The following is a 24,757-nucleotide window of genomic DNA, read 5'->3' as shown; positions in this document are numbered from 1 at the left end:
GCCTTCATGTTTTTGACCTATATTTCGACTAAACCAGCATCGGCAGCCAGTAACGCCAGTAGTAATAAGCGTAATAACAAGCTGTTGAATGCCGGGTTGGTTCTCTCTCTTAGCTTTTACAGTACCCTGGCAGCAGCAGGGTTTGAAGTGGTGGCTCTTGGCGTGGATGGTGGAGTCAGTGACGGTAACCTGACGTCTTACCTGATACGCGATGATAGTCAGTCAGTGTATTTGGCGCTGGATGCCGGTTCGGTGCTGCCGGGGATAGTCAAGGCATTAGATAAAGGTAATTTCTCTGATATTACGGATGTAATCGCTGCGCCGTTGACACGACAGGGCTATATTTTTCGTCAGCGTATTAACAGTTATTTCATTAGTCATGCCCATCTTGATCATGTTTCTGGCTTGATTATTGGCTCACCGGAAGACAGCAAAAAAACCATTTATGCATCAGCTGATACCATCGATGTGCTGAGAAACTACTATTTTAACTGGCGCGTCTGGCCCAATTTTACCGACAGTGGCAGTGGCACGCGTTTAGGGACTTACCGGATGCAACTGCTGCGTCCGGCTCAATCATTAAGCCTGGGACTGACCCGTTTAACCGGCGAGATGTATCCTTTAAGTCATGACAAATCGCCTTCTTCAATGTTGCTTATCACCAGTAATAATGAGGCCTTTGCCTATTTTGGGGATACGGGCCCGGATGAGGTTGAGAAGTCGAAAAATCTGGACACGGTATGGCGTAAATTGGCGGAAAAGGTCAAACAGCAGCAATTAAAAGGGATGATTATTGAAGTTTCTTATCCGAACGAGGTGGGTGATGGCAAGTTGTACGGTCACATGACCCCTAAGTGGTTGCTGAAAGAGTTAAAAAATCTTGAGAAATACAGCGGTGAAGGGCAGCCGCTAAAAGGCTTGCCAGTGGTTATCAGCCATATTAAACCCTCATTCCAGCAGGGTCAGGATGTGCGAAAAGTGATTGCGGCCGAGCTAGAGCAAGGTAACGATACGGGGGTTGATTTTATCATTATGGATCAAGGCGATAGTCGTCGTTTTTAACTGCCCGTTTATATTTTTGACATATCCTATAGATTTCAAGATGTAGGAAGGCGGCAAAGGAGGGAGTCCCGATGAGCTTACACAGGTAAGTGATTCGGGTGAACGAGAGCGGCCAACACACCTGAAGCTTGAAAGATGACGGGTATTTAATGAGATTGATAAAATGCGCAATATAGAACTGGAAGCTCTACTCAACAACCAGCTGAATACCTCGGCATTTCAGGATTATGCACCCAATGGATTGCAGGTTGAGGGGCGTGAGGAGATTCGGCGCATTGTAACAGGCGTCACGGCCAGTCAGGCATTGCTGGATGCGGCGGTTGGGCAACAGGCCGATGCTATCTTAGTGCATCACGGTTATTTCTGGAAAAATGAACCGGCAGTTGTGCGGGGAATGAAACGTAACCGACTGAAAACGCTATTGACCAATGATATCAATCTGTATGGTTACCATTTGCCATTAGATGCACATCCAGAATTGGGTAATAACGCACAGTTGGCGAAGTTATTGGGGATTCGAGTGCAGGGAGAAATTGAGTCCCTATTACCCTATGGTGAATTTGATACACCATTAAATGCGGTTATTTTGCGCGAACGGTTGGAAAAGTTGCTGGAGCGCCCGGTCTTACATTGTGGTGATCGTGCACCAACCGAGGTGCGCCGTATTGCCTGGTGTACCGGAGGTGGGCAAGGATATATTCAGCAAGCGGCTGAATTTGGTGTTGATGCATTCATCACTGGCGAGGTTTCTGAGCAGACAATTCATATTGCCCGTGAAATGGGGGTGAATTTTTATGCGGCAGGGCACCATGCAACGGAACGTTACGGTATTAAAGCATTAGGTGAATGGCTCGCGAGCCATCATCAACTTGATGTCATCTTTATCGATATCCCTAATCCAGCCTGATCCAATGTGACATTATGCACCGGTAATCAGTATCGGTGCGTAACCTACTGCGGATATCTCCCTCTTAAAGCATCATTAAACCATACGTAAAACAAGGTTTATTCTCTTGCTGGCCTTTTAAAATCATCATCTGGTCGTGGATGGATGATAAGACGACGTTTTTTAAGAATATCTTCTCGCCGCACTCTGATTCTAAATAAGAAAAAAATCGTACTAACTCTCATGTAATGGTGAAAAAACTATAAAAATAAGTATTTTCAGGCGTTAATATTGACCTTTTCATCAGGTTTAGTGATTACTCATAGCCATTAGATAATTCAGTTCTATTGACAGCGACTAGACGCTAACGCATAAATATAAACTTATAACGAGTATTTATATAAAAAATGAAAGCTAGAAATTAATCAGGGGGACGGGAGTGCAACGAGCTCGATGCTATTTACTGGGAGAAAGTGCGGTCGTTCTGGAGCTGGAACCGCCGGTTACATTAGCAAGTCAGCAACGGATTTGGGGACTAGCTGATCGCCTGATTCATCATCCCGATATACTTGAAGCTATCCCCGGAATGAATAACCTGACGCTATTGCTGGCAGACCCAGACAATACAGCGTTGGATGCTATTGAACGGCTGCAACGTTGGTGGGAAGAGAGCGAGTCATTAGTGCCTGAATCGCGTGATGTTACCATCCCGGTGATTTATGGCGGTGAAGCGGGGCCCGATTTGGCAGTAGTGGCGCATCATACTGGTATGACTGAACGTCAGGTGGTTGAGTGCCACGCAGGGGCGAGTTATATCGTCTATTTCCTTGGTTTCCAACCGGGTTTTTCCTATCTGGGTGGCATGCCGGAACAACTGGCAACACCACGGCGCGCGGAGCCTCGTCTGGTTGTTCCTGCGGGTTCTGTCGGAATTGGAGGTAGCCAAACCGGTATCTATCCGCTGGCAACGCCGGGTGGCTGGCAACTCATTGGCCGCACATCGCTGGCATTGTTTAATCCATTAGAAATGCCGCCAACCTTGTTGCGGCCTGGTGATAATGTGCGCTTCTTGCCTTTAAAGGAGGGCGTATGCTGAAGATTATTCGCTCAGGGATTTATACCACGGTGCAAGACAGTGGCCGCGGCGGTTTTCGTCGCCTAGGCATTAGTCAGGGCGGGGCTCTCGATTTACCGGCATTGAGTATGGCGAATATGCTGGTGGGCAATGAGGCGGGGGCCGCTGGGTTAGAAATTACATTGGGCCAATTTACTGCCGAGTTTACCCAACCGGGCTGGATTGCGGTAACGGGGGCGGGTTGTGAAGCCATGTTAGGTGATCAACTGCTCTGGACTGGGTGGCGTTATCCGGTCAAGCCGGGACAGCAGTTAAAACTGAGTGTCCCGCACCGAGGTATGCGCAGTTATCTGGCGATTTCTGGCGGCATTGATGTGCCGGAAATGCTGGGATCCCGCAGCACGGACCTGAAAGCGGGCTTTGGTGGTTATCAGGGGCGACTTATTAAAGAAGGTGACTGTCTGCCATTGGGCAAACAGATACGTTTACCGCGTGAATCTGTTGGTGTTAAACAACTGCTATTTGGCAACCGCGTGCGTGCCGTGCCGGGGCCGGAATATCATGAATTTGACCCTGTTTCACAGGGCGCTTTTTGGCGTGAAGCCTGGCAACTCAGTCCGCAAAGTAACCGGATGGGGTATCGCCTGACCGGGCGCGAGTTAACGCGCACTACTTCTCGCGAGATGTTATCCCACGGCTTATTGCCTGGAGTGGTGCAAGTGCCGCATAACGGCCAACCGATTGTGCTGATGGCAGATGCGCAAACTACGGGTGGTTACCCGCGAATTGCCTGTGTGATTGAAGCTGGTCTCTACCATTTGGCGCAACTTCGCCTCGGGGAGTCGGTGCACTTTGTCCCCTGTACTGTAGAAGAAGCACTTCGTGCCAAGTCAGAACAACAACATTTTCTGCAACAGATTGAATGGGGCTTACAGCAAGGATTCGATGCTGTGGAGGCTAAATGCACGGAGGCCAAATGAAGGTGGATTTAAACGCAGATTTAGGTGAAGGCTGTGCTAATGATCAGGCGCTACTGCAATTGGTCAGTTCAGCCAATATTGCTTGTGGTTTTCATGCTGGTGATGCACAGACCATGCGCCAGTCGGTGCGCTGGGCCATTGAGTATGGAGTAGCTATTGGCGCACACCCGAGCTTTCCGGATCGCGAGAATTTCGGTCGCACGGCCATGCAGCTACCCCCTGAGACAGTCTACGCCCAAGTGGTTTACCAACTCGGTGCGCTGGCCGCCATCGTGAAAGCAGAAGGGGGGATCATGCAGCATGTGAAACCTCACGGTATGTTGTACAACCAAGCGGCACGAGACCCGCTACTGGCAGATGCTATTGCTCAAGCTGTCAAGGCTGTTGATCCGACATTAAGGTTGGTGGGGTTAGCTGACAGCGAATTGATTCGTGCGGGTGAGCGGGCGGGTTTGGTGACGCGTCAGGAAGTGTTTGCCGATCGTCGCTATCAATCCGATGGCACGCTGGTCCCCCGTAGTCAGCCTGATGCGTTAATTGAAAGTGACGACTTGGCTTTGTCACAAACCTTAGCGATGGTGCAGCATCATCAGGTGCAGGCGCGTGATGGCAATTGGGTGCCAGTGCAGGCGGACACGGTTTGTGTGCATGGTGATGGCGCGCATGCTTTGAATTTTGCCCGCCGTCTGCGTGACAGTTTTCAGCAGGAAAATATCACCATTACAGCGCAATAACTGGGTAGTAAAAACCATAACCACCTGGCCCGGGTGGAATGCATCATAAGTTAGATAACTATAACTCTATTTTAGGATAGGAGAGTCACCTTGGAACAAACGGTAAACCTTTGGCCGCTGATTGGGATCGCGGCGATTGTAATAGGATTTTTACTGCGCATAAACGCAGTTTTGGTCGTCATTAGCGCTGGCATTATCACCGGCCTGGCGGCACTGATGCCAATGGCCACTATTTTAGAAAAACTCGGTGAAGGATTTCTGAACACCCGTAATCTGCCTTTAATTTTGTTACTGCCACTGGCGGTTATTGGCTTACTTGAACGTCATGGCTTGAAAGAGCGGGCGCAGGCTTGGATTTCGCAAATTAAAAGTGCCACTTCTGGTCGTTTATTGATTGTGTATCTGCTTGTCCGCGAAGCCACAGCAGCGCTGGGTCTAACCAGTCTTGGCGGTCATGCACAGATGGTTCGGCCGCTGTTGGCTCCGATGGCAGAAGGTGCTGCAAAGACGCGCTATGGTGAGTTGCCGGAGAAAGTGCGTTATCGCCTGCGCGCCATGTCAGCGGCAACCGATAACGTTGGCCTCTTCTTTGGTGAAGATATTTTTGTCGCCTTTGGTGCCATCATTTTTATGCATAACTTTATGTTGGAGTCCGGTGGTATTCAAACCGAGCCGCTGCATATTGCCTTGTGGGGGATCCCGACGGCTATCTGTGCCTTCCTTATCCATGCATACCGGTTACAACGTCTAGATAAACATCTCGCTGCTGAATTAACCGCACTGAATCAGTCTGCCCTGGCTACTAAGGGAGACGCCAAATGATTTTCCAACAACAATATTTATATTGGCTGGCTGGTGCCGTATTACTGATAGTTGCCGTCATGTCATTTCTCGATAAAGCCAATCCGCGCCGCATAACAACCGGGCTGTTTTGGGGGTTGTACGGGCTGATTTTCCTGGTCGGAGATTGGACTTACCGCCTGGCAAGTACTTTGGCGGGCGAAGGGCCAGATGATAAACGGATTCTAAATATCACTGTCGGCGTAGTGGTCATTATCATGGCGTTAATTGCTGGTTTCGGTGGGGTAAAACTGGGTAGTTATCACCAGCGCACCGAGCAAGAACGCGAAGTGAGCGCCAAGCGGCTCGGTAACCGATTATTCCTGCCAGCACTGACCATTCCGATTGTTACTGTTATCGGTGTGCTGCTGTTTAATAATATTCCAGCTCTGGACCTGTGGTTATTTGGTGCCGGTAACCACGCGACTCTGGTGACTTTATTCTCGATGACAGTCGGCTGTGTGCTTGGCTTACTGATTGCGGTATTCCTGACCCGCGAAACTGCCGCTCAACCGGTGCAGGAAGCGCGTCGGTTACTGGATTCTATCGGCTGGGCATTTATCTTGCCGCAGATCCTGGCAACACTTGGCCTGCTGTTTACCACTGCGGGTGTCGGGACGGCGATTGCCCATCTGACGCAGGAATATTTGGCGGTAGATCATCGCTTTATTGCAGTGGCAGTCTATGCTATTGGCATGGCGGTACTCACCATGATTATGGGGAATGCATTTGCCGCTTTCCCTATTGTCACCGCCGGTATTGGTATCCCAATTTTAGTATTACAGCATGGTGGTAATCCAGCAGTGATGGCCGCTATCGGCATGTTCTCTGGTTATTGCGGGACTCTAATGACCCCTATGGCTGCCAACTTTAATATTGTTCCTGCTGCATTATTGGAACTGCCAGATAAAAATGCAGTGATCAAAGCTCAGATCCCAACCGGGGTCACTCTTCTGATTGTTAACGTATTTTTACTGTATTTCCTGATGTTCCTCTAGGAGAGGCGATGAAAAGTGTATTAATTACCGGGTTTGAGCCATTTGGCGGGGAGCGGGTTAATCCTTCCTGGGAAGTGGTTAAACAATTAAATGATCTCATGCTGGGTGGAGTCAAAGTGGTGGCTCGTCAATTACCTTGTGCTTTTGGTGAAGCGCTGACAGCGCTGAATGCCGCGATAGATGAAGTTCAACCAGTGTTGGTGTTAGCCATTGGTCAGGCTGGGGGTCGTGCTGATATCAGCATCGAGCGGGTTGCTATTAATGTCGATGATGCGCGTATTGCAGACAATCTGGGGAATCAGCCAATCGATCAACCTATTGTCGAAAATGGCCCGGCGGCTTATTTCACCCGTTTGCCTATCAAAGCCATGGTGCAAGGCATTCGTGAAGCGGGTATTCCGGCTTCCGTATCCCAAACTGCCGGAACCTATGTTTGTAATCATGTTATGTACGGGCTATTGCATCGGTTACATCAGACAAATGACGAAATTAAGGGCGGTTTCATTCATATCCCTTATTTACCTGAGCAGGCAGTCAATCATCCTGGCGCACCGAGTATGTCAGCGCATTCGGTGGTAATAGCGTTGGAACTCGCTATTTCCATCGCCTTACAAATTGATCATGATTCGCACATTGCTGGCGGCGCAATCCATTAATTTCACCATAAAAAACGCCACCGATGAAGGTGGCGTTATTCGATTAAACAGAAAAAACTGCTTATTTCTTCAACTGACTGTTGAAGTCACGTTCGGCGTAGCCGGTGTAAAGCTGACGCGGACGAGCGATTTTGATTCCGTCATCGTGCATTTCATTCCAGTGAGCAATCCAGCCGATGGTACGGGCAATCGCAAAGATTACGGTGAACATGGAAGATGGAATGCCTAATGCTTTCAAGATGATACCCGAGTAGAAATCAACGTTTGGATACAGTTTTCTCTCGATGAAGTATGGGTCGTTCAGCGCAATATGCTCTAACTCCATCGCCACTTTCAGAAGATCGTCTTCCAGTTTCAGTTCTTTCAATACTTCATGGCAGGTTTCACGCATGACAGTCGCGCGCGGGTCATGGTTTTTATACACGCGGTGACCAAAGCCCATCAGGCGGAAAGAGTCATTTTTATCTTTGGCGCGGCGGATAAATTCTGGAATGTGTTCAACGGTTTTAATCTCTTCCAGCATCTTCAAGCAGGCTTCGTTCGCACCGCCGTGAGCTGGCCCCCATAGAGAAGCAATCCCTGCGGCAATACACGCAAACGGGTTAGCGCCTGATGAGCCGGCAGTACGTACAGTAGAGGTTGATGCATTCTGTTCGTGGTCGGCATGCAGTATGAAAATACGATCCATCGCGCGTTCTAACACTGGGTTGACTTCATACTCTTCGCACGGTGTAGAGAACATCATACGCAGGAAGTTACCGGCATAGGACAGGTCGTTGCGCGGATAAACAAACGGCTGGCCGATGGAGTATTTGTAGCACATTGCGGCGACCGTCGGCATTTTCGACAGCAGACGGAAGGCGGTGATTTCACGATGTCGCTCATTGTTAACGTCCAACGCATCATGGTAGAAAGCGGCCAGGGCGCCTGTCACACCGCAGAGAACGGCCATAGGGTGTGAATCGCGGCGGAACCCGCGGAACAGACTGGTTATCTGCTCGTGGATCATGGTGTGGCGGGTGACCGTTGCTTTGAAAGTTTCATACTCTTCTGCGGTTGGCGTTTCGCCGTAGAGCAGGATGTAGCAAACTTCCAGATAAGTAGAGTTTTTTGCTAATTGATCAATCGGATAGCCACGATGGAGCAGTATCCCTTTATCACCATCGATAAAGGTGATTTTTGATTCGCAGGACGCGGTAGAGGTAAACCCAGGGTCAAAGGTAAAATACCCTTTGGAACCTAAGGTACTGACGTCAATCACATCAGTGCCGATGGTTGGGGATAGAACCCCCAGTTCGATCGTAGCTTCGCCTATGTTCAGCGTCGCTTTTTTGTCAGCCATTTACAGTCTCCTTAGCGCTTATTATAAAACCCTTAACAACTGAAATGTCTTAGATGCCCCTGGGGCCATCTCCTCATCAGCACTGCTCTGTTTTATTCACTATAAAAACATGATTTAGGGTACAGAGTGTCTCGCCAATGCGACCATCAATCCGTGGGGTCGGATTGATGTCAACGTTACAGAGTTGTTAACGATTTGTCGGATACTTATCGTTTATGGTTCATTGCCTACGATATCTATGGGGATATTCACTCACTACACTGTTGCATAACTTAAGCTTATGGGGAAGTGTATCCGCAGACCTTTAGTGCATCATAGGGCTTATTTCTACCCTAGTTGTAATGGATATGTTTATTCTTTGTCAAATCAGATAATTAATTTTATATAAATTGTGTAAATCGTGATCCTAATCACTGTTCAGGGGAAATGTCACCAATCAGTTTGTGTGGGAATTGTAATAAGAATGTGAACCACCTATACTGCCGCCAGGTCTCCGGATTACCCTGAAGTAGGAGCACCCAGCGTTATATAGAACACGCCATTTAAGCATTCAGGATGTTATGTCTAAATGTGCGATGTAAAGGGTTTCGGCTCTTAACGCTGTCTGATCCACGCCCAGGCCCGGAGGAAGGAAAATAATAAGAGCTGTGTGGGCAAAACCGTGAAAAAACAAAGACCTGTCAATTTGGATCTGCAAACGATTCGATTTCCTGTTACTGCGATAGCGTCCATTTTACACCGAGTCTCTGGCGTAATGACTTTCGTTGCTGTTGGTATCCTCCTCTGGCTGTTAGGTTTGTCTGTATCCTCGCAAGAAGGGTTCATGCAAGCAGCGGCTGTCATGAATAGCTTTTTTGTTAAATTCATCTTCTGGGGAATACTCACGGCACTGGCCTATCACGTTTGCGGTGGCATCCGCCACTTGCTTATGGATTTTGGCTATGTCGAAGAGAGCTTGGCCGCGGGGACCCGCTCCGCCCAAGTCGTAATGGTGTTAACCCTGGTGCTGTCAGTTTTAGCTGGAGTCCTTGTATGGTAAGCAATGCTTCTGCGTTAGGGCGTAATGGAGTACACGACTGGCTGTTACTGCGTGCTTCTGCAATCGTCATCACTCTATATATTCTTTATATTCTGGGCTTCGTTGTTATTGTCCCAGACATCACCTACGAAATCTGGCGCGGCTTCTTTGCTTCTCACATCACAAAAGTATTTACCCTGCTGACATTGCTGTCGATCCTGGCTCACGCCTGGATTGGTTTATGGCAGGTATTAACGGACTATATCAAGCCGCTAGCGGTACGACTGGTGTTACAGCTGGCCGTGGTGATTACGCTGCTGGTCTATCTCTTGTATGGAACAATTGTGGTGTGGGGTGCTTAAATGAAACTGCCGGTCAGAGAGTTTGATGCTGTTGTTGTGGGTGCGGGTGGCGCAGGTATGCGCGCAGCACTGCAAATTTCACAAATGGGGCTGTCTTGTGCCCTGATATCCAAAGTATTTCCAACCCGTTCCCATACCGTATCTGCGCAAGGTGGTATTACTGTCGCACTGGGTAATACCCATGAAGATAACTGGGAATGGCATATGTATGACACGGTAAAGGGTTCCGATTATATCGGTGACCAGGATGCCATCGAATATATGTGTAAAACTGGCCCGGAAGCGGTACTTGAATTGGAGCATATGGGCTTACCGTTCTCCCGTTTAGAAGATGGCAGCATTTATCAGCGGCCATTTGGCGGGCAGTCGCTTAATTTTGGCGGTGAGCAAGCGGCGCGTACTGCGGCTGCAGCTGACCGTACTGGTCATGCACTGTTACATACCCTTTATCAGCAGAACCTGAAAAACCATACCACTATATTCTCTGAGTGGTATGCACTTGATTTAGTGAAGAATCAGGACGGTGCTTTTGTGGGCTGTACGGCTATCTGCATTGAAACCGGTGAAGTGGTCTATTTCAAAGCGCGGGCCACCGTGCTAGCCACTGGCGGTGCTGGTCGTATTTACCAATCAACAACCAATGCGCATATTAATACTGGTGACGGTGTTGGCATGGCCTTACGTACCGGTGTACCGGTGCAGGACATGGAAATGTGGCAGTTCCACCCGACGGGAATAGCCGGGGCGGGCGTGTTGGTCACCGAGGGTTGCCGTGGTGAAGGCGGTTACCTACTGAATAAACACGGCGAGCGCTTTATGGAACGCTATGCACCGAACGCCAAAGATTTGGCCGGTCGTGATGTGGTTGCGCGTTCTATTATGATTGAAATCCGTGAAGGCCGTGGTTGCGATGGCCCTTGGGGTCCGCATGCCAAACTGAAATTAGATCACTTGGGTAAAGATGTGCTGGAATCCCGTCTGCCGGGTATTCTTGAGTTATCTCGTACCTTTGCACATGTTGATCCCATTAAAGAACCTATCCCGGTGATTCCAACTTGCCATTACATGATGGGCGGGATCCCAACCAAGGTGACCGGTCAGGCCATCACAGTAAATGAAAAGGGTGAAGATGTTGTCATTCCTGGTTTGTTTGCTGTGGGGGAAATTGCTTGTGTTTCCGTCCACGGAGCTAACCGCTTGGGCGGGAACTCATTGCTGGATTTGGTGGTCTTTGGTCGCGCAGCCGGTATGCATCTGCAAGAGTCTTTGATGGAGCAGGGCGCCAGTCGCGATGCCAGTGATTCTGATATTGAAGCATCATTGGATCGAATGAACCGCTGGAATAACACCCGTTCAGGTGAAGATCCGGTTGAGATCCGCAAAGCATTACAATCCTGCATGCAGCATAACTTCTCGGTATTCCGTGAAGGTGATGCAATGGCTAAAGGGCTAGAAGAACTGAGAACTATCCGCGAACGTCTGCAAAATGCCCGTCTGGATGACACTTCTAGCGAGTTCAATACCCAGCGTATTGAATGTCTGGAATTGGATAACCTGATGGAAACAGCGTTTTCCACTGCCGTGTCAGCAAACTTCCGTACCGAAAGCCGTGGCGCACATAGCCGCTTCGATTTCCCGGAACGTGATGATGCCAACTGGCTGTGCCATTCGCTCTATTTGCCAGGCACTGAAAGCATGACCCGCCGTGAGGTAAACATGCAACCTAAGCTACGCGCGGCATTCCCGCCGAAAGTGCGTTCTTATTAATGCATGTGTCGTGTTGATAGGGTTAAACCTAACCCACTGCGGAGGAAAAGGTCATGAAACTTGAGTTCTCAATTTATCGCTATAACCCGGACGTCGATAACGCGCCGCATATGCAGGATTACACGTTAGAAGCGGAAGAAGGCCGGGATATGATGTTGCTGGATGCACTTATCCAGTTAAAAGAAAAAGATCCGACGTTATCGTTTCGCCGCTCATGCCGTGAAGGGGTTTGTGGCTCCGACGGTTTGAATATGAATGGTAAAAATGGGTTGGCTTGTATTACGCCAGTTTCAGCTTTGCAAAAAGGCAATAAAAAGATTGTGATTCGCCCATTGCCGGGCTTACCGGTGGTGCGAGATTTAGTAGTCGATATGGGACAGTTTTATACTCAGTACGAGAAAATTAAACCTTACCTGTTGAATGACGGCAAAAATCCGCCAGCACGCGAGCATTTGCAATCGCCAGAACAACGCGAAAAATTGGATGGCCTGTATGAATGTATCCTATGTGCTTGTTGTTCCACATCCTGCCCGTCATTTTGGTGGAATCCGGATAAATTTGTCGGGCCGGCAGGGTTACTGGCTGCCTATCGCTTCCTGATAGATAGCCGTGATACGGAAACAACAGCACGTTTGGATGATCTGGACGACGCTTTTAGTGTTTTCCGCTGCCATAGCATTATGAATTGTGTCAGTGTGTGTCCTAAAGGCCTTAACCCGACCAAAGCAATCGGCCACATTAAGTCTATGTTGTTGCAGCGTAGCGCATGATAAGCGCTTCACAACGGATCATAGTTGCAACATAGTGCATGATGTGAGTTTATTAACCCGGGGAATGTTTCCCCCGGGTTGCTTAAAGGTAGGGAATCTCTAAAAACCGGCAAACTGTCCGTTTTTAGAGGTTCCTTGAACGGGACCGTTAAGGTCCATAACAGAACGTGCATTGAGCACGTCGAGTGAACCGTTTTTACGGCAAACCGTTGATATTACGGTGTATATGTTAACCACGGCGAAAACTGAAGCTTCAAAGCTTAAGGGATCATGATGCAGAACGGCGCAATGAAGGCCTGGCTGGATTCCTCCTATCTGGCGGGCGCGAACCAGTCCTACATAGAGCAGCTCTATGAAGACTTTTTAACCGATCCTGGTTCCGTTGATGATAGTTGGCGTTCAATTTTTCTACAACTACCTACGACGGGTGTAAAACCTGATCAGTTCCACTCTCAAACACGCGAGTATTTCCGTCGCCTGGCGAAGGATCCCTCTCGTTATAACTCATCCATCAGCGATCCTGAAAATGATGCCAAGCAAGTTAAGGTGTTGCAGTTAATCAACGCCTTCCGCTTCCGCGGTCATCAACATGCCAATCTTGATCCACTCGGTTTGTGGAAGCAGGAGTCTGTTCCTGACCTTGACCCTGCCTATCACCATCTGACTGAAGCCGATTTCCAGAACACCTTCAATGTTGGTTCTTTTGCTATCGGCAAAGAAACCATGAAGCTGTCTGACCTATATGCAGCCCTGAAACAAACCTACTGTGGTTCGATTGGCGCTGAATATATGCACATCACCAACACCGAAGAAAAACGTTGGCTTCAGCAGCGTATTGAGTCGGTAGTTGGGAAACCCACTTTCAGCGATGAAGAGAAGCGCCGCTTCCTGAGCGAACTGACTGCCGCTGAAGGTTTGGAACGTTATTTAGGGGCTAAATTCCCTGGTGCCAAGCGTTTCTCACTGGAGGGCGGCGATTCGCTGGTCACCATGTTGAAAGAAATGATTCGCCATGCCGGTAAAAATGGTACACGTGAAGTGGTTCTGGGTATGGCGCACCGTGGCCGCCTGAACGTATTGATAAACGTGTTAGGTAAGAAACCGGAAGATTTGTTCGATGAATTTGCCGGTAAGCATAAAGAGCATTTGGGTACCGGTGACGTTAAATATCACCAAGGTTTCTCTTCTGATGTAGAAACCGAAGGCGGCCTGGTTCACCTGGCGTTAGCCTTTAACCCATCGCATCTGGAAATTGTTAGCCCAGTGGTTATCGGTTCTGTGCGAGCACGTCGTGACCGCCTGGATGAAGCGCGCAGCAATATGGTACTGCCAATCACCATTCATGGTGATGCGGCGATTGCCGGGCAGGGCGTAGTGCAAGAGACGTTGAATATGTCTCAAGCCCGTGGCTATGAAGTGGGCGGGACGGTGCGCATTGTTATCAACAACCAGATTGGTTTCACCACCTCGAACCCACTGGATGCGCGCTCTACCCAATACTGTACTGATATCGCCAAAATGGTACAGGCTCCTATTTTCCACGTGAATGCTGATGATCCGGAGGCTGTGGCGTTTGTAACCCGTCTGGCGTTGGATTTCCGTAACACCTTTAAACGTGACGTGATGATCGATCTGGTTTGCTACCGTCGCCATGGGCATAACGAAGCCGATGAGCCAAGTGCAACACAGCCAGTGATGTATCAGAAGATCAAAAAACACCCGACGCCGCGCAAGATCTATGCTGACAAGCTGACCGAGCAAAATATCGCCAGCCTGGAAGATGCCACGGAAATGGTCAACCTGTATCGCGATGCCTTGGATCGCGGTGACTGTGTGGTGGAAGAGTGGCGTCCGATGAATCTGCAATCCTTTACCTGGTCACCGTATCTGAACCACGAATGGGATGAAGAGTATCCAAGCAAAGTTGATATGAAACGCCTGCAAGACTTAGCGCGCCGTATCAGTCATGCGCCAGATGCCATTGAAATGCAATCCCGTGTAGCCAAGATCTATGGTGATCGTGCCTTGATGGCAAGCGGCGAAAAGCCATTTGACTGGGGCGGCGCTGAGACACTGGCTTATGCCACACTGGTAGATGAAGGAATCCCCATTCGCCTATCAGGTGAAGATGCCGGGCGCGGGACTTTCTTCCATCGTCATGCTGTGATTCATAACCAGAAAAATGGCTCTGTCTATGTGCCACTGGCAAATATTCACAGTGGGCAGGGCGAATTCCAGGTATGGGATTCGGTACTGTCGGAAGAAGCTGTTTTGGCCTTTGAATATGGTTACGCCACTGCAGAACCGCGCACTCTGACTATCTGGGAAGCGCAGTTTGGTGACTTTGCCAACGGTGCTCAAGTGGTTATCGACCAATTCATCAGCTCCGGCGAGCAGAAATGGGGCCGCATGTGTGGTCTGGTTATGCTGCTACCGCACGGTTATGAAGGTCAAGGCCCAGAACACTCCTCCGCTCGGTTGGAGCGCTATCTGCAACTTTGTGCTGAACAAAACATGCAGGTGTGTATTCCGTCAACGCCAGCACAGGTTTACCACATGATTCGCCGTCAGGCATTACGTGGTATGCGCCGCCCTCTGGTGGTGATGTCACCTAAGTCATTGTTGCGTCATCCATTAGCCATATCGTCACTGGATGAATTGGCAAATGGCAGCTTCTTGCCAGCCATTGGTGAAATTGATGAGCTGGACCCGAAAGGCGTCAAACGTGTCGTGATGTGTTCAGGCAAAGTTTATTATGACCTGCTGGAACAGCGTCGCAAAAATGGACAAACCGATGTCGCCATTGTGCGTATCGAGCAGCTTTATCCATTCCCACACCAAGCGGTACAAGCGGTGTTGGAACCATTTGCGCATGTTCATGATTTCGTGTGGTGTCAGGAAGAGCCGCTCAACCAAGGTGCCTGGTATTGCAGCCAACACAACTTCCGTGAAGTGATCCCATTTGGTGCTTCCTTGCGTTACGCAGGCCGCCCAGCTTCAGCTTCACCGGCAGTGGGATACATTTCCGTACACCAGAAACAACAACAAGCTCTGGTTAATGACGCGCTGACTGTTGAATAGCGACCGGTTAACACATAAAGGATAGAGAATGAGTAGCGTAGATATTAATGTTCCTGACCTCCCTGAGTCTGTCGCCGATGGCTCAGTAGCAACCTGGCACAAAAAACCGGGGGATAGCGTCAAACGTGATGAAGTGCTGGTTGAGATTGAAACAGATAAAGTGATTCTGGAAGTTCCGGCCAGCCAAGACGGTATTTTGGATGCCATCTTGGAAGACGAAGGTGCCACTGTGACTTCGCGTCAAGTGTTGGGCCGTATTCGCCCAAGTGACAGCTCTGGCCTGCCGACCGAAGAAAAAAGCCAAAACACCGAGTCCACTCCTGCTCAGCGTCAAACCGCCAGCCTGGAAGAAGAAAGCAACGATACTCTCAGCCCGGCGATCCGTCGTCTGATTGCAGAACACTCTCTTGATGCTTCCGCCATTAAAGGCAGTGGTGTGGGTGGTCGTATTACGCGTGAAGATATTGATAACCATTTGGCAACGCGTAAATCAGCACCTGCAGCCGTGGAAAACAAAGTTGAAGCTGCCGCACCGGTTGCTGCACTTGCTGGCCGCAGCGAAAAACGTGTTCCGATGACTCGCCTGCGCAAACGTGTTGCTGAACGCCTGCTGGAAGCTAAAAACAGCACCGCAATGTTGACTACGTTTAACGAAATCAACATGAAGCCAATCATGGATCTGCGCAAGCAGTACGGTGAGGCTTTTGAGAAGCGTCACGGTGTACGCTTGGGCTTTATGTCCTTCTATATCAAGGCCGTGGTTGAAGCGCTGAAACGCTATCCAGAAGTGAATGCTTCTATCGATGGCGAAGATGTGGTTTACCATAATTACTTTGATGTCAGCATTGCCGTTTCTACCCCACGCGGCCTGGTTACTCCAGTATTACGTGATGTAGATACTATGGGTATGGCTGATATTGAGAAGAAAATCAAAGAACTGGCCGTAAAAGGCCGTGACGGCAAACTGAAGGTTGAAGAACTGACCGGCGGTAATTTCACTATTACCAATGGCGGCGTATTCGGCTCATTGATGTCGACTCCGATCATTAACCCGCCACAAAGCGCGATCCTTGGTATGCATGCTATCAAAGACAGACCAATGGCGGTCAATGGTCAGGTAGTGATTCTGCCAATGATGTATCTGGCACTGTCCTACGACCACCGGTTGATCGATGGCCGCGAATCTGTTGGCTATCTGGTGACGGTAAAAGAGATGCTGGAAGACCCAGCTCGCTTACTGCTGGATGTATAAAAAAGATAAATAACAAGGCCAGCCTGATTGCAAGGTGTTGATAACCTGCCTCCGCGCAATCAGGCTACCTGGTAGGCTTCGGCCCAACTCAGACCTTATATGGATAGAACATCATGAATTTACACGAATATCAGGCAAAACAACTGTTTGCTCGGTATGGCATGCCAGCACCAACTGGCTACGCTTGTACCACACCGCGTGAAGCAGAAGAAGCCGCATCTAAAATCGGTGCTGGCCCGTGGGTGGTTAAATGTCAGGTACATGCTGGTGGTCGCGGTAAAGCGGGTGGCGTGAAACTGGTTAACAGCAAAGAAGATATTCGTGCTTTCGCTGAACAGTGGTTGGGTAAAAAGCTGGTCACTTACCAGACTGATGCGCATGGTCAGCCGGTTCACCAAATTTTGGTTGAAGCAGCGACAGATATCGATAAAGAGCTGTATCTGGGTGCGGTTATTGACCGTAGCTCCCGTCGTGTGGTGTTTATGGCATCCACTGAAGGCGGTGTTGAAATTGAAAAAGTAGCCGAAGAAACACCCGAACTGATCCATAAGGTTGCATTGGATCCATTGACTGGCCCGCAGCCTTATCAAGGCCGCGAGTTGGCATTCAAACTGGGTCTAACTGGCAAGCAAGTAGCTCAGTTCACCAAAATCTTTATGGGCCTGGCGACTCTGTTCTTGGAACGTGATTTGGCGATGGTTGAGATAAACCCGCTGGTTATCACCAAACAGGGTGATCTGGTTTGTTTGGATGGCAAACTGGGTGCCGATGGTAACGCCTTGTTCCGTCAGCCAGAACTGCGTGAAATGCGTGATAAATCTCAGGAAGATGAGCGCGAAGCACAGGCAGCACAATGGGAACTGAACTATGTCGCCTTGGATGGCAATATTGGTTGCATGGTAAACGGTGCTGGTTTGGCAATGGGTACTATGGACATCGTGAAACTGCACGGTGGTGAACCGGCTAACTTCCTTGACGTGGGGGGCGGTGCCACTAAAGAGCGCGTGACTGAAGCCTTCAAAATCATTTTGTCTGATGACAAAGTGAAAGCAGTTTTCGTTAATATCTTCGGCGGGATTGTGCGTTGTGACCTGATTGCTGACGGCATTATTGGTGCAGTTGAAGAAGTGGGTGTCAACGTGCCAGTTGTAGTGCGTCTGGAAGGGAATAACGCCGAGCTGGGTGCCAAGAAACTGGCAGACAGCGGTTTGAATATCATTGCTGCGACCAGTCTGACAGATGCGGCTCAGCAAGTTGTAGCGGCAGTGGGGGCTAAATAATGTCTATTTTAATTGATAAAAACACCAAAGTTATTTGCCAGGGTTTTACCGGTAGCCAAGGGACTTTCCACTCCGAACAAGCTATTGCTTATGGTACCAAAATGGTTGGCGGTGTGACGCCAGGTAAAGGCGGAACCCAGCATTTGGGCCTGCCAGTGTTCAATACCGTGCGCGAAGCAGTAGAAACGACCGGTGCGACCGCGTCTGTTATCTACGTTCCTGCGCCGTTCTGTAAAGACTCAATTCTGGAAGCTATCGACGCAGGTATCAAATTGATTATCTGTATTACCGAAGGCATCCCGACTCTGGATATGCTGGTGGTTAAAGTCAAACTGGAACAGTCTGATGCGCGGATGATCGGTCCGAACTGCCCAGGTGTTATCACCCCAGGTGAGTGCAAGATTGGTATCATGCCAGGTCACATCCACTTGCCTGGCAAAGTGGGTATTGTTTCCCGCTCCGGCACACTGACCTATGAAGCAGTAAAACAAACTACTGATATCGGTTTCGGTCAGTCAACTTGTGTTGGTATAGGTGGTGATCCGATCCCGGGGTCTAACTTTATCGATATCTTGAAGTTGTTCCAGGAAGATCCACAAACTGAAGTCATCGTAATGATCGGTGAGATCGGTGGTAACGCAGAAGAAGAAGCGGCTGCTTATATTAAAGAGCACGTAACCAAACCTGTGGTGGGTTATATCGCCGGTGTAACTGCACCAAAAGGTAAGCGTATGGGCCACGCAGGTGCCATTATTGCCGGTGGTAAAGGAACGGCGGATGATAAATTTGCTGCGCTGGAAGCTGCTGGCGTGAAAACTGTCCGTAGCCTGGCTGAAATTGGTAATGCCGTGAAAGCTGTTTACTAAAGTAATAAATAACATCGAGTGCACTGGTTTCAGTGTTAGTTCGACACCTGAGGCCACCTTGCGGTGGCCTTTTTAATATCTAATCAGAACTTATTTAACGCGGTAATTAATACGATATCAGTCTGAGCCTGTTGTTTGGCCTGTTCACTGTTTGCTGCGGTGACTTGCTGTTGCAATGTTGCTAAAGCGGTCTGGTAGCTGGCTTTATCTTTAAATATCTTATCAGTGACATTGATAGACGCGATGTTGGTATAGCGGCCATCAGCCGTCGCGGGCACAGCAAGGGTGCCGTTATTAATCAGCTGTTTAACAATCTGCCGCTCTTTCTCGTAGCCTTCTAATCCCACTAAATGCCAGCGCTGTTGCGGTTTACCCTCATATTTACCCGCTTTAACATCAGTCAGATAACGAATAGTCAAATTACGGATAGTGCCAGCTTCCTCTCCATATTGAGCTTTACTGTCTGACAGCACTGGGAATGTTTGTCCTTCGAGCACGCCACCTTTTTGCGTCAGATGCCCCATTCGATAGCTGTTCATGCCCAGATGAATAGGCGTGGTATCTGTAACGGGTGTGCCGTCATTGAGGCGCAGATCGGTGATACGTGAGCCGACTGGCTGACGTAAATCAATGGTGTAAGTCACACCGTCAAAGAAATCATTGGTGGAATATTTAGAGGCACGGCGCTGCGGGTTGAAGCTGTAGGTCACATCGCCTGGTTTAACCTGATTAAAGTAATCAGCCGACCATTCCATATATTGCTTCAGTTCTTTGCCCGTCAGTGCATAAACGGTAATTTCCCCACCGGCATATTGATAGTTAAATGCAATGTCTTTAGCCGTGATATTACCTACATCCATTTTGGGCCTGTCATTATCAATTTGTAAGGCAATGATTTGCGCCAGAGGCGCGTAATAATGGGCTGCTTCTTGATACAGTGCGCTGATGCCCGTGTCTTGCACATGGACTTGCGGAATACCTTTAATTTCATCTGGCGGGACTAAATTCGTGCCGCTCAGTGTCGCAATCACACGATTAGCATTGGCGCGTAAAATATCGTGGTAAGGCTGGTAGAGTGCTTCCAGTGACTTATCGGACTCAATACCCTTGATGGGATAGGTGTAACTGTCTTTCTCTATCAGATGATATTTGCCGTCGCGTTGTTCAAATTTCAGGTCAATACGTGACAGTGCGCGGCCATACTTATCTGGTTCAGTGATAATGACACCATTAACCACTGCCTTATCAATCTTCACGTGCATATGACCTGCGACGATGGCGGCAAGCTCGGGATTAGCTTGGGCGATATCACCAACACCGGTTCCAGGGCGCTGATTTTCATTATCGATCCCCATGTGCGCGACCAGAACAATGGCATCGACCTGCGGCTGGATCTGCTGAATGACCTTTTTCACTTCCTGTACCGGATCAGTGAAATGCAGACCATTGATGCGATCCGTACCTTGGGCAAATTCGGCAGTCATGGGCGTGTCCATCCCGATAATGCCGATTTTAACCCCTTGGCGTTCAATAATTTTATAAGAGGGGAGGTAGGGTTTGCCTGAATCCCAGAAGATATTACCTGCCAGCGCAGCACCATCAAATTGTTTGAGCGAGGTAGAAAGGGCTTTTAAGCCAAAATCAAATTCGTGATTACCCATCACCCATGCATCATATTTTAAGGCATTGAAGCCCAGAATCATCGGGCTAATAGGTTCATTTTTGAAAGTTTCGACAAAGTTACCCTGAATGGTATCGCCAGCATCGACTAAAATAATATTCGGCTGTTCGGCGCGGATTTTATGCACTTTGGTGGCAATTTGGCTCAAGCTGCCAGCCAAATTTTCACTGTCACTGGCGTAGTCCCACGGCACAAAAGTGCCGTGCAGATCAGAGGTTCCCAAGATGGTGATATCAACTTGTTGAGAGGCGAGAGTGGGGGTACTGATACAGAGTAAAGTGGTGAGTGCTATTTTTTTCATTGTAGAGGATTCAATCTTTTATAATGTCATAGCACTTCATCATGCAACAAAATGGCAACACTTGCGAACGCTTCCCTCAGGATGAACTACTATATGAATTACTATATTGATATAAAACTTGGAAATGTGATTTAACTCACTCTGAAAATAATAACTTTAAACGTTAACCTAGATCGCATAATAACGATGTAATAAAGCATTAACTAAACCATAAAATTACATTTTATTAACAGCAATGGATTATATAAAAACAATCGAACTTTTAATTAACATGAAAAAGAATTAATTGTTCTAAATCAACTTTTGAATATGGCAATAATGTTCATATGGGCTTAAATTGTTCTGGATCAAATTACGGCATGATAGGTAAATGGCCTATTTATTGACCTGTATCCAGAACTCGAAGCTGGGTCACGTAAAATCCTATTTATTGTGTGGGATTAGAAGCGTACTATTACCGCGGTGTAATACTGGGTAGTTGATATTGTTATTTTTGTTGTGTTTTTTTGGGCATTCACTGCGGGTAATTACTAAACTTCCAATATAGCGGAGGTCGAGTTGCCGCAAGTCGGAGTCTTCCTGCGAGGAGCAAGGAGTCAAGATGTTTGATATTGTCGAACTGTCACGGTTACAGTTTGCCTTAACGGCAATGTACCATTTCTTATTTGTCCCACTAACGCTGGGTATGGCGTTTATGTTGGCAATTATGGAATCGGTTTATGTGCTGTCTGGCAAACAAATCTATAAAGATATGACCAAGTTCTGGGGTAAGTTATTCGCGATTAACTTTGCCCTGGGTGTTGCCACTGGTCTGACTATGGAGTTCCAATTCGGGACTAACTGGTCATATTTCTCTCATTACGTCGGTGATATCTTCGGTGCCCCTCTGGCAATCGAAGGTTTAATGGCGTTCTTCTTAGAATCTACTTTCGTTGGTCTCTTCTTCTTCGGTTGGGATCGTCTGAGTAAACACCAGCATTTGGCCGTAACCTGGCTGGTGGCGTTAGGCTCTAACTTCTCTGCGCTGTGGATCTTGGTTGCGAACGGTTGGATGCAAAACCCAATTGCATCTGACTTCAACTTTGAAACCATGCGTATGGAAATGCTGAGCTTCTCAGAGTTGGTGCTAAACCCAGTTGCTCAGGTGAAATTTGTTCACACAGTAGCAGCAGGTTATGTCACTGGCGCAATGTTTGTTCTGGGTATCAGTTCTTACTATCTGTTGAAAGGCCGTGATATTCCGTTCGCCAAACGTTCCTTTGCTATTGCTGCAAGCTTTGGTTTGGCTGCTGTCTTATCTGTTATCGTGCTGGGTGATGAATCCGGCTATGAAATGGGTGACGTGCAGAAAACGAAACTGGCTGCAATTGAAGCTGAATGGGAAACTCAACCACCTCCAGCCGCATTTACGCTGTTTGCCATCCCAAATCAGGAAACTATGGAGAACCGGTTTGCGGTTCAGATTCCATTCGCTTTGGGAATAATTGCGACGCGTTCACTGGATACACCTGTTACCGGCTTGCGTGACTTAATGTCTCAGCACGAAGTCCGTATCCGTAATGGTATCCAGGCATACAGTCTGCTGGAAAAATTACGTTCAGGTAATACTGATCCAGCCGTGCGCGAAGCATTCAGTAAGACCAAGCAAGATTTGGGCTACGGTCTGTTGTTGAAGCGTTATACGCAAAACGTAACGGATGCTACTGAAGAGCAAATTCAGTTAGCCGCCAAAGACTCTATTCCACGTGTGCTGCCGCTGTATTTCGCCTTCCGCATCATGGTCGCTTGTGGCTTCCTGATGTTACTGATCATCGGCCTGTCGTTCTATAACGTGGTTCGTGGTCGGATTGGTCAGAAGAAATGGCTATTACGCGCTGCCTTGTTCGGTATTCCATTACCGTGGATTGCAGTGGAAGCAGGTTGGTTTGTGGCGGAGTATGGCCGCCAACCATGGGCCATCGGTGAAGTGCTACCAACAGCAATTGCAAACTCATCGGTTACCGCTGGGGATATTCTATTCTCCATGGGGTTGATTTGTGGTTTGTACACGCTGTTCCTGGTGGCAGAAATGTACCTGATGTTCAAATTCGCGCGCCTTGGGCCTAGCAGCCTGAAAACTGGCCGCTATCATTTTGAACAGCCGACTGCACCAGTGCAGGAAGCACGGTAAACAGGAGTCCACTTATGTTTGATTATGAAGTATTACGATTTATCTGGTGGCTGCTGATCGGTGTGCTGCTGATTGGTTTCGCAGTCACCGATGGTTTTGATATGGGTGTCGGTATCCTGCTGCGTATCATCGGTAAGAATGATACAGAACGTCGTATTATGATTAACTCGATTGCCCCCCACTGGGATGGTAATCAGGTTTGGCTGATAACTGCGGGCGGGGCGCTGTTTGCAGCCTGGCCAATGGTGTATGCAGCGGCATTCTCCGGCTTCTATGTTGCGATGATTCTGGTATTGGCTGCGTTGTTCTTCCGCCCGGTCGGTTTCGATTACCGCTCTAAGTTGGAGAACAACCGCTGGCGCAACATGTGGGACTGGGGCATTTTTGTCGGTAGCTTCGTGCCTGCAGTGGTGTTCGGTGTGGCATTCGGTAACTTGTTGCAAGGTGTGCCGTTCCATATGGACAGCTATATGCGCCTGTTCTACACCGGTAATTTCTTCCAGTTGCTGAACCCGTTTGGCTTACTGGCAGGTGTGGTCAGCTTAACCATGCTGGTGACTCAAGGTGCAACTTATCTGCAAATGCGTACCCGCGGTGAGCTGCACTTACGCTCTCGTGCTGCCGCGCAGATTTCTGCTTTGGTGATGGGCGTTGCCTTCCTGCTAGCCGGTATCTGGTTAGTTAAAGGTATTGATGGTTTTGTTGTGACTTCAGTACTGGATACAGCAGCTGAATCTAACCCGATGCGTAAAGAAGTTGCTCATCAGGCAGGTGCATGGTTGATTAATTTCAACAAGTATCCAAGCCTGTGGGCGCTGCCAGCACTTGGCGTGATTCTGCCACTGTTCACCATCTTATTGTCGCGCTTTGAAAAAGGGGCTTGGGCCTTCGTATTCTCATCACTGACTATTGCCTGTGTGATTCTGACTGCTGGTGTAACGATGTTCCCATTCGTCATGCCGTCAAGCACCGTGCCAAATGTCAGCCTGACAATGTGGGATGCGACATCTAGCCTGTTAACGCTGAAAGTGATGACCGTTGTTGCGATAATCTTTGTTCCTCTCATCCTTATTTACACCAGTTGGTGTTACTACAAGATGTTCGGGCGTATTGATAAAGACTTTATCGAAAACAACAAGCACTCACTGTACTAAGGAGCATAAAGCATGTGGTATTTTGCCTGGATTCTAGGGACACTTCTGGCCTGCTCCTTTGGTATCATTACTGCTCTGGCACTGGAGCAGAGTGAAGCCAATGCAGCAGCGAAAGCCGCTAATAATGGCAAAGATGATGTTGTCCGATAAGCTCTACGATCTCATGGACAAGGGCCCGTTACGGGCCCTTTCATTGGTACTCGCATTTGCTGTGGCTTTCTGTGTGTTCTGGGACCCTTCGCGTTTTGCGGCGGCGACCAGCTCACTTGAAGTCTGGCAAGAGGTCTTTATTGTGTGGGCCGTGTGTACCGGTGTGATTCATGGCGTAGGCTTTCGCCCAAAACGGATGTGGTTGCGTGCTTTTTTCTCACCACTTCCAGCAATTGTGATCTTGGGCGCGGGATTATTTTACTTTTTTATCTAATCTGGTCATGTTTCGCCTAATCTGAACACAATCTCTCCTTATGGGCCGCCTGGCCCAT

General features: G+C 48.6%; 22 protein-coding genes. 20 read left to right on the top strand and 2 right to left on the bottom strand.

The window, feature by feature from the left end:
• Window positions 1–6 precede the first annotated feature (6 nt).
• The 8 genes from ACF3VQ_RS14560 (at window position 7) to pcp (ending at window position 7,231) form a co-directional block, all read left to right on the top strand.
• Window positions 7–1,062: an MBL fold metallo-hydrolase gene (locus ACF3VQ_RS14560; RefSeq protein ID WP_392431846.1), complete on the top strand. Its 1,056-nt coding sequence runs from the start codon at window positions 7–9 to the stop codon at window positions 1,060–1,062.
• Window positions 1,063–1,225: 163 nt separating this feature from the next.
• Window positions 1,226–1,969: a type 2 GTP cyclohydrolase I gene (locus tag ACF3VQ_RS14555; RefSeq protein WP_392431844.1), complete on the top strand. Its 744-nt coding sequence runs from the start codon at window positions 1,226–1,228 to the stop codon at window positions 1,967–1,969.
• A gap of 418 nt (window positions 1,970–2,387) precedes the next feature.
• Window positions 2,388–3,044, top strand: coding sequence for a 5-oxoprolinase subunit PxpB (gene pxpB, locus ACF3VQ_RS14550; protein ID WP_392431842.1), 657 nt, complete (start codon window positions 2,388–2,390; stop codon window positions 3,042–3,044).
• Window positions 3,038–4,003 carry a 5-oxoprolinase subunit PxpC gene (pxpC, locus tag ACF3VQ_RS14545; protein WP_392431840.1) on the top strand — a complete coding sequence of 322 codons (966 nt, stop codon included), beginning with the start codon at window positions 3,038–3,040 and terminating at the stop codon, window positions 4,001–4,003. Before pxpB ends, pxpC begins: the two co-directional genes overlap by 7 nt.
• Window positions 4,000–4,737 (top strand): 5-oxoprolinase subunit PxpA, encoded by a 738-nt coding sequence (gene pxpA / locus ACF3VQ_RS14540; RefSeq protein ID WP_392431838.1) that lies wholly within the window; start codon window positions 4,000–4,002, stop codon window positions 4,735–4,737. The genes pxpC and pxpA overlap by 4 nt, the downstream gene beginning before the upstream one ends.
• A 90-nt stretch (window positions 4,738–4,827) precedes the next feature.
• On the top strand, window positions 4,828–5,559 hold the full coding sequence (locus tag ACF3VQ_RS14535) for a DUF969 domain-containing protein (protein ID WP_392431837.1): 732 nt from the start codon (window positions 4,828–4,830) through the stop codon (window positions 5,557–5,559).
• A complete protein-coding gene (locus tag ACF3VQ_RS14530) occupies window positions 5,556–6,575 on the top strand; it encodes a DUF979 domain-containing protein (protein WP_392431835.1) in 1,020 nt (339 codons plus the stop codon). The genes ACF3VQ_RS14535 and ACF3VQ_RS14530 overlap by 4 nt, the downstream gene beginning before the upstream one ends.
• An 8-nt stretch (window positions 6,576–6,583) precedes the next feature.
• A complete protein-coding gene (gene pcp / locus ACF3VQ_RS14525; protein ID WP_392431833.1) occupies window positions 6,584–7,231 on the top strand; it encodes a pyroglutamyl-peptidase I in 648 nt (215 codons plus the stop codon).
• A gap of 61 nt (window positions 7,232–7,292) precedes the next feature.
• On the opposite strand, the gene ACF3VQ_RS14520 is transcribed toward pcp, so the two are convergent.
• Complete coding sequence (locus ACF3VQ_RS14520; RefSeq protein ID WP_392431831.1) at window positions 7,293–8,573, bottom strand: citrate synthase; 1,281 nt, start codon at window positions 8,571–8,573, stop codon at window positions 7,293–7,295.
• Window positions 8,574–9,222: 649 nt separating this feature from the next.
• Between ACF3VQ_RS14520 and sdhC the strand changes: the two genes are divergently transcribed.
• The 8 genes from sdhC to sucD all read left to right on the top strand — a co-directional run bounded on the left by sdhC (window position 9,223) and on the right by sucD (window position 18,969).
• On the top strand, window positions 9,223–9,612 hold the full coding sequence (gene sdhC, locus ACF3VQ_RS14515) for a succinate dehydrogenase cytochrome b556 subunit (protein WP_005165474.1): 390 nt from the start codon (window positions 9,223–9,225) through the stop codon (window positions 9,610–9,612).
• Window positions 9,606–9,953 (top strand): succinate dehydrogenase membrane anchor subunit, encoded by a 348-nt coding sequence (gene sdhD, locus ACF3VQ_RS14510; RefSeq protein WP_004700691.1) that lies wholly within the window; start codon window positions 9,606–9,608, stop codon window positions 9,951–9,953. Before sdhC ends, sdhD begins: the two co-directional genes overlap by 7 nt.
• Window positions 9,954–11,720, top strand: a complete 1,767-nt coding sequence (gene sdhA / locus ACF3VQ_RS14505) for a succinate dehydrogenase flavoprotein subunit (RefSeq protein ID WP_392431828.1) — start codon at window positions 9,954–9,956, stop codon at window positions 11,718–11,720.
• A gap of 53 nt (window positions 11,721–11,773) precedes the next feature.
• Window positions 11,774–12,490 carry a succinate dehydrogenase iron-sulfur subunit gene (locus tag ACF3VQ_RS14500; protein ID WP_005165479.1) on the top strand — a complete coding sequence of 239 codons (717 nt, stop codon included), beginning with the start codon at window positions 11,774–11,776 and terminating at the stop codon, window positions 12,488–12,490.
• Between the two features lie 273 nt (window positions 12,491–12,763).
• Complete coding sequence (gene sucA, locus ACF3VQ_RS14495; protein WP_392435600.1) at window positions 12,764–15,571, top strand: 2-oxoglutarate dehydrogenase E1 component; 2,808 nt, start codon at window positions 12,764–12,766, stop codon at window positions 15,569–15,571.
• Between the two features lie 28 nt (window positions 15,572–15,599).
• The gene (gene odhB, locus ACF3VQ_RS14490) at window positions 15,600–16,823 is read left to right on the top strand and encodes a 2-oxoglutarate dehydrogenase complex dihydrolipoyllysine-residue succinyltransferase (RefSeq protein ID WP_392431826.1); all 1,224 of its coding nucleotides are present in this window, start codon (window positions 15,600–15,602) and stop codon (window positions 16,821–16,823) included.
• A gap of 113 nt (window positions 16,824–16,936) precedes the next feature.
• A complete protein-coding gene (sucC, locus tag ACF3VQ_RS14485; RefSeq protein WP_005165485.1) occupies window positions 16,937–18,103 on the top strand; it encodes an ADP-forming succinate--CoA ligase subunit beta in 1,167 nt (388 codons plus the stop codon).
• Window positions 18,103–18,969, top strand: a complete 867-nt coding sequence (sucD, locus tag ACF3VQ_RS14480) for a succinate--CoA ligase subunit alpha (protein WP_392431824.1) — start codon at window positions 18,103–18,105, stop codon at window positions 18,967–18,969. Before sucC ends, sucD begins: the two co-directional genes overlap by 1 nt.
• Window positions 18,970–19,052: 83 nt before the next feature.
• Here sucD and ACF3VQ_RS14475 read toward each other — a convergent pair whose 3' ends face one another.
• Window positions 19,053–20,951 (bottom strand): bifunctional metallophosphatase/5'-nucleotidase, encoded by a 1,899-nt coding sequence (locus ACF3VQ_RS14475; RefSeq protein WP_392431822.1) that lies wholly within the window; start codon window positions 20,949–20,951, stop codon window positions 19,053–19,055.
• Between the two features lie 601 nt (window positions 20,952–21,552).
• Here ACF3VQ_RS14475 and cydA point away from each other — a divergent pair.
• Genes cydA through ybgE form a run of 4 tightly spaced genes read left to right on the top strand, consistent with a single transcriptional unit; the run spans window position 21,553 to window position 24,699 of the window.
• The gene (gene cydA / locus ACF3VQ_RS14470) at window positions 21,553–23,121 is read left to right on the top strand and encodes a cytochrome ubiquinol oxidase subunit I (RefSeq protein ID WP_392431820.1); all 1,569 of its coding nucleotides are present in this window, start codon (window positions 21,553–21,555) and stop codon (window positions 23,119–23,121) included.
• A 14-nt stretch (window positions 23,122–23,135) separates the two neighbouring features.
• The gene (gene cydB / locus ACF3VQ_RS14465) at window positions 23,136–24,275 is read left to right on the top strand and encodes a cytochrome d ubiquinol oxidase subunit II (RefSeq protein ID WP_392431818.1); all 1,140 of its coding nucleotides are present in this window, start codon (window positions 23,136–23,138) and stop codon (window positions 24,273–24,275) included.
• Between the two features lie 12 nt (window positions 24,276–24,287).
• Entirely contained in the window at window positions 24,288–24,425 is a 138-nt protein-coding gene (gene cydX / locus ACF3VQ_RS14460) for a cytochrome bd-I oxidase subunit CydX (protein ID WP_005165495.1), read from the top strand.
• Complete coding sequence (ybgE, locus tag ACF3VQ_RS14455) at window positions 24,412–24,699, top strand: cyd operon protein YbgE (protein ID WP_392435599.1); 288 nt, start codon at window positions 24,412–24,414, stop codon at window positions 24,697–24,699. Before cydX ends, ybgE begins: the two co-directional genes overlap by 14 nt.
• Window positions 24,700–24,757 lie beyond the last annotated feature (58 nt).

It is taken from the genome of Yersinia fenwicki, from assembly GCF_043099325.1.
Lineage (GTDB): Bacteria > Pseudomonadota > Gammaproteobacteria > Enterobacterales > Enterobacteriaceae > Yersinia.
The sequence above is the reverse complement of the archived record's forward strand: the minus strand, read 5'-3'. Positions and strand labels throughout refer to the sequence as shown.

Bases quoted from the DNA above. Each gene is read 5' to 3' on its own strand.
- ACF3VQ_RS14555 (WP_392431844.1), top strand. From the start codon at position 1,226: ATGCGCAATATAGAACTGGAAGCTCTACTCAACAACCAGCTGAATACC.
- cydA (WP_392431820.1), top strand. From the start codon at position 21,553: ATGTTTGATATTGTCGAACTGTCACGGTTACAGTTTGCCTTAACGGCA.
- ybgE (WP_392435599.1), top strand. From the start codon at position 24,412: ATGTTGTCCGATAAGCTCTACGATCTCATGGACAAGGGCCCGTTACGG.
- ACF3VQ_RS14475 (WP_392431822.1), bottom strand. From the start codon at position 20,951: ATGAAAAAAATAGCACTCACCACTTTACTCTGTATCAGTACCCCCACT.
- pcp (WP_392431833.1), top strand. From the start codon at position 6,584: ATGAAAAGTGTATTAATTACCGGGTTTGAGCCATTTGGCGGGGAGCGG.
- odhB (WP_392431826.1), top strand. From the start codon at position 15,600: ATGAGTAGCGTAGATATTAATGTTCCTGACCTCCCTGAGTCTGTCGCC.
- sdhA (WP_392431828.1), top strand. From the start codon at position 9,954: ATGAAACTGCCGGTCAGAGAGTTTGATGCTGTTGTTGTGGGTGCGGGT.
- pxpC (WP_392431840.1), top strand. From the start codon at position 3,038: ATGCTGAAGATTATTCGCTCAGGGATTTATACCACGGTGCAAGACAGT.
- pxpA (WP_392431838.1), top strand. From the start codon at position 4,000: ATGAAGGTGGATTTAAACGCAGATTTAGGTGAAGGCTGTGCTAATGAT.
- ACF3VQ_RS14560 (WP_392431846.1), top strand. From the start codon at position 7: ATGTTTTTGACCTATATTTCGACTAAACCAGCATCGGCAGCCAGTAAC.
- cydB (WP_392431818.1), top strand. From the start codon at position 23,136: ATGTTTGATTATGAAGTATTACGATTTATCTGGTGGCTGCTGATCGGT.
- cydX (WP_005165495.1), top strand. From the start codon at position 24,288: ATGTGGTATTTTGCCTGGATTCTAGGGACACTTCTGGCCTGCTCCTTT.
- sucC (WP_005165485.1), top strand. From the start codon at position 16,937: ATGAATTTACACGAATATCAGGCAAAACAACTGTTTGCTCGGTATGGC.
- ACF3VQ_RS14530 (WP_392431835.1), top strand. From the start codon at position 5,556: ATGATTTTCCAACAACAATATTTATATTGGCTGGCTGGTGCCGTATTA.
- ACF3VQ_RS14520 (WP_392431831.1), bottom strand. From the start codon at position 8,573: ATGGCTGACAAAAAAGCGACGCTGAACATAGGCGAAGCTACGATCGAA.
- ACF3VQ_RS14500 (WP_005165479.1), top strand. From the start codon at position 11,774: ATGAAACTTGAGTTCTCAATTTATCGCTATAACCCGGACGTCGATAAC.
- sdhD (WP_004700691.1), top strand. From the start codon at position 9,606: ATGGTAAGCAATGCTTCTGCGTTAGGGCGTAATGGAGTACACGACTGG.
- sucD (WP_392431824.1), top strand. From the start codon at position 18,103: ATGTCTATTTTAATTGATAAAAACACCAAAGTTATTTGCCAGGGTTTT.
- sucA (WP_392435600.1), top strand. From the start codon at position 12,764: ATGCAGAACGGCGCAATGAAGGCCTGGCTGGATTCCTCCTATCTGGCG.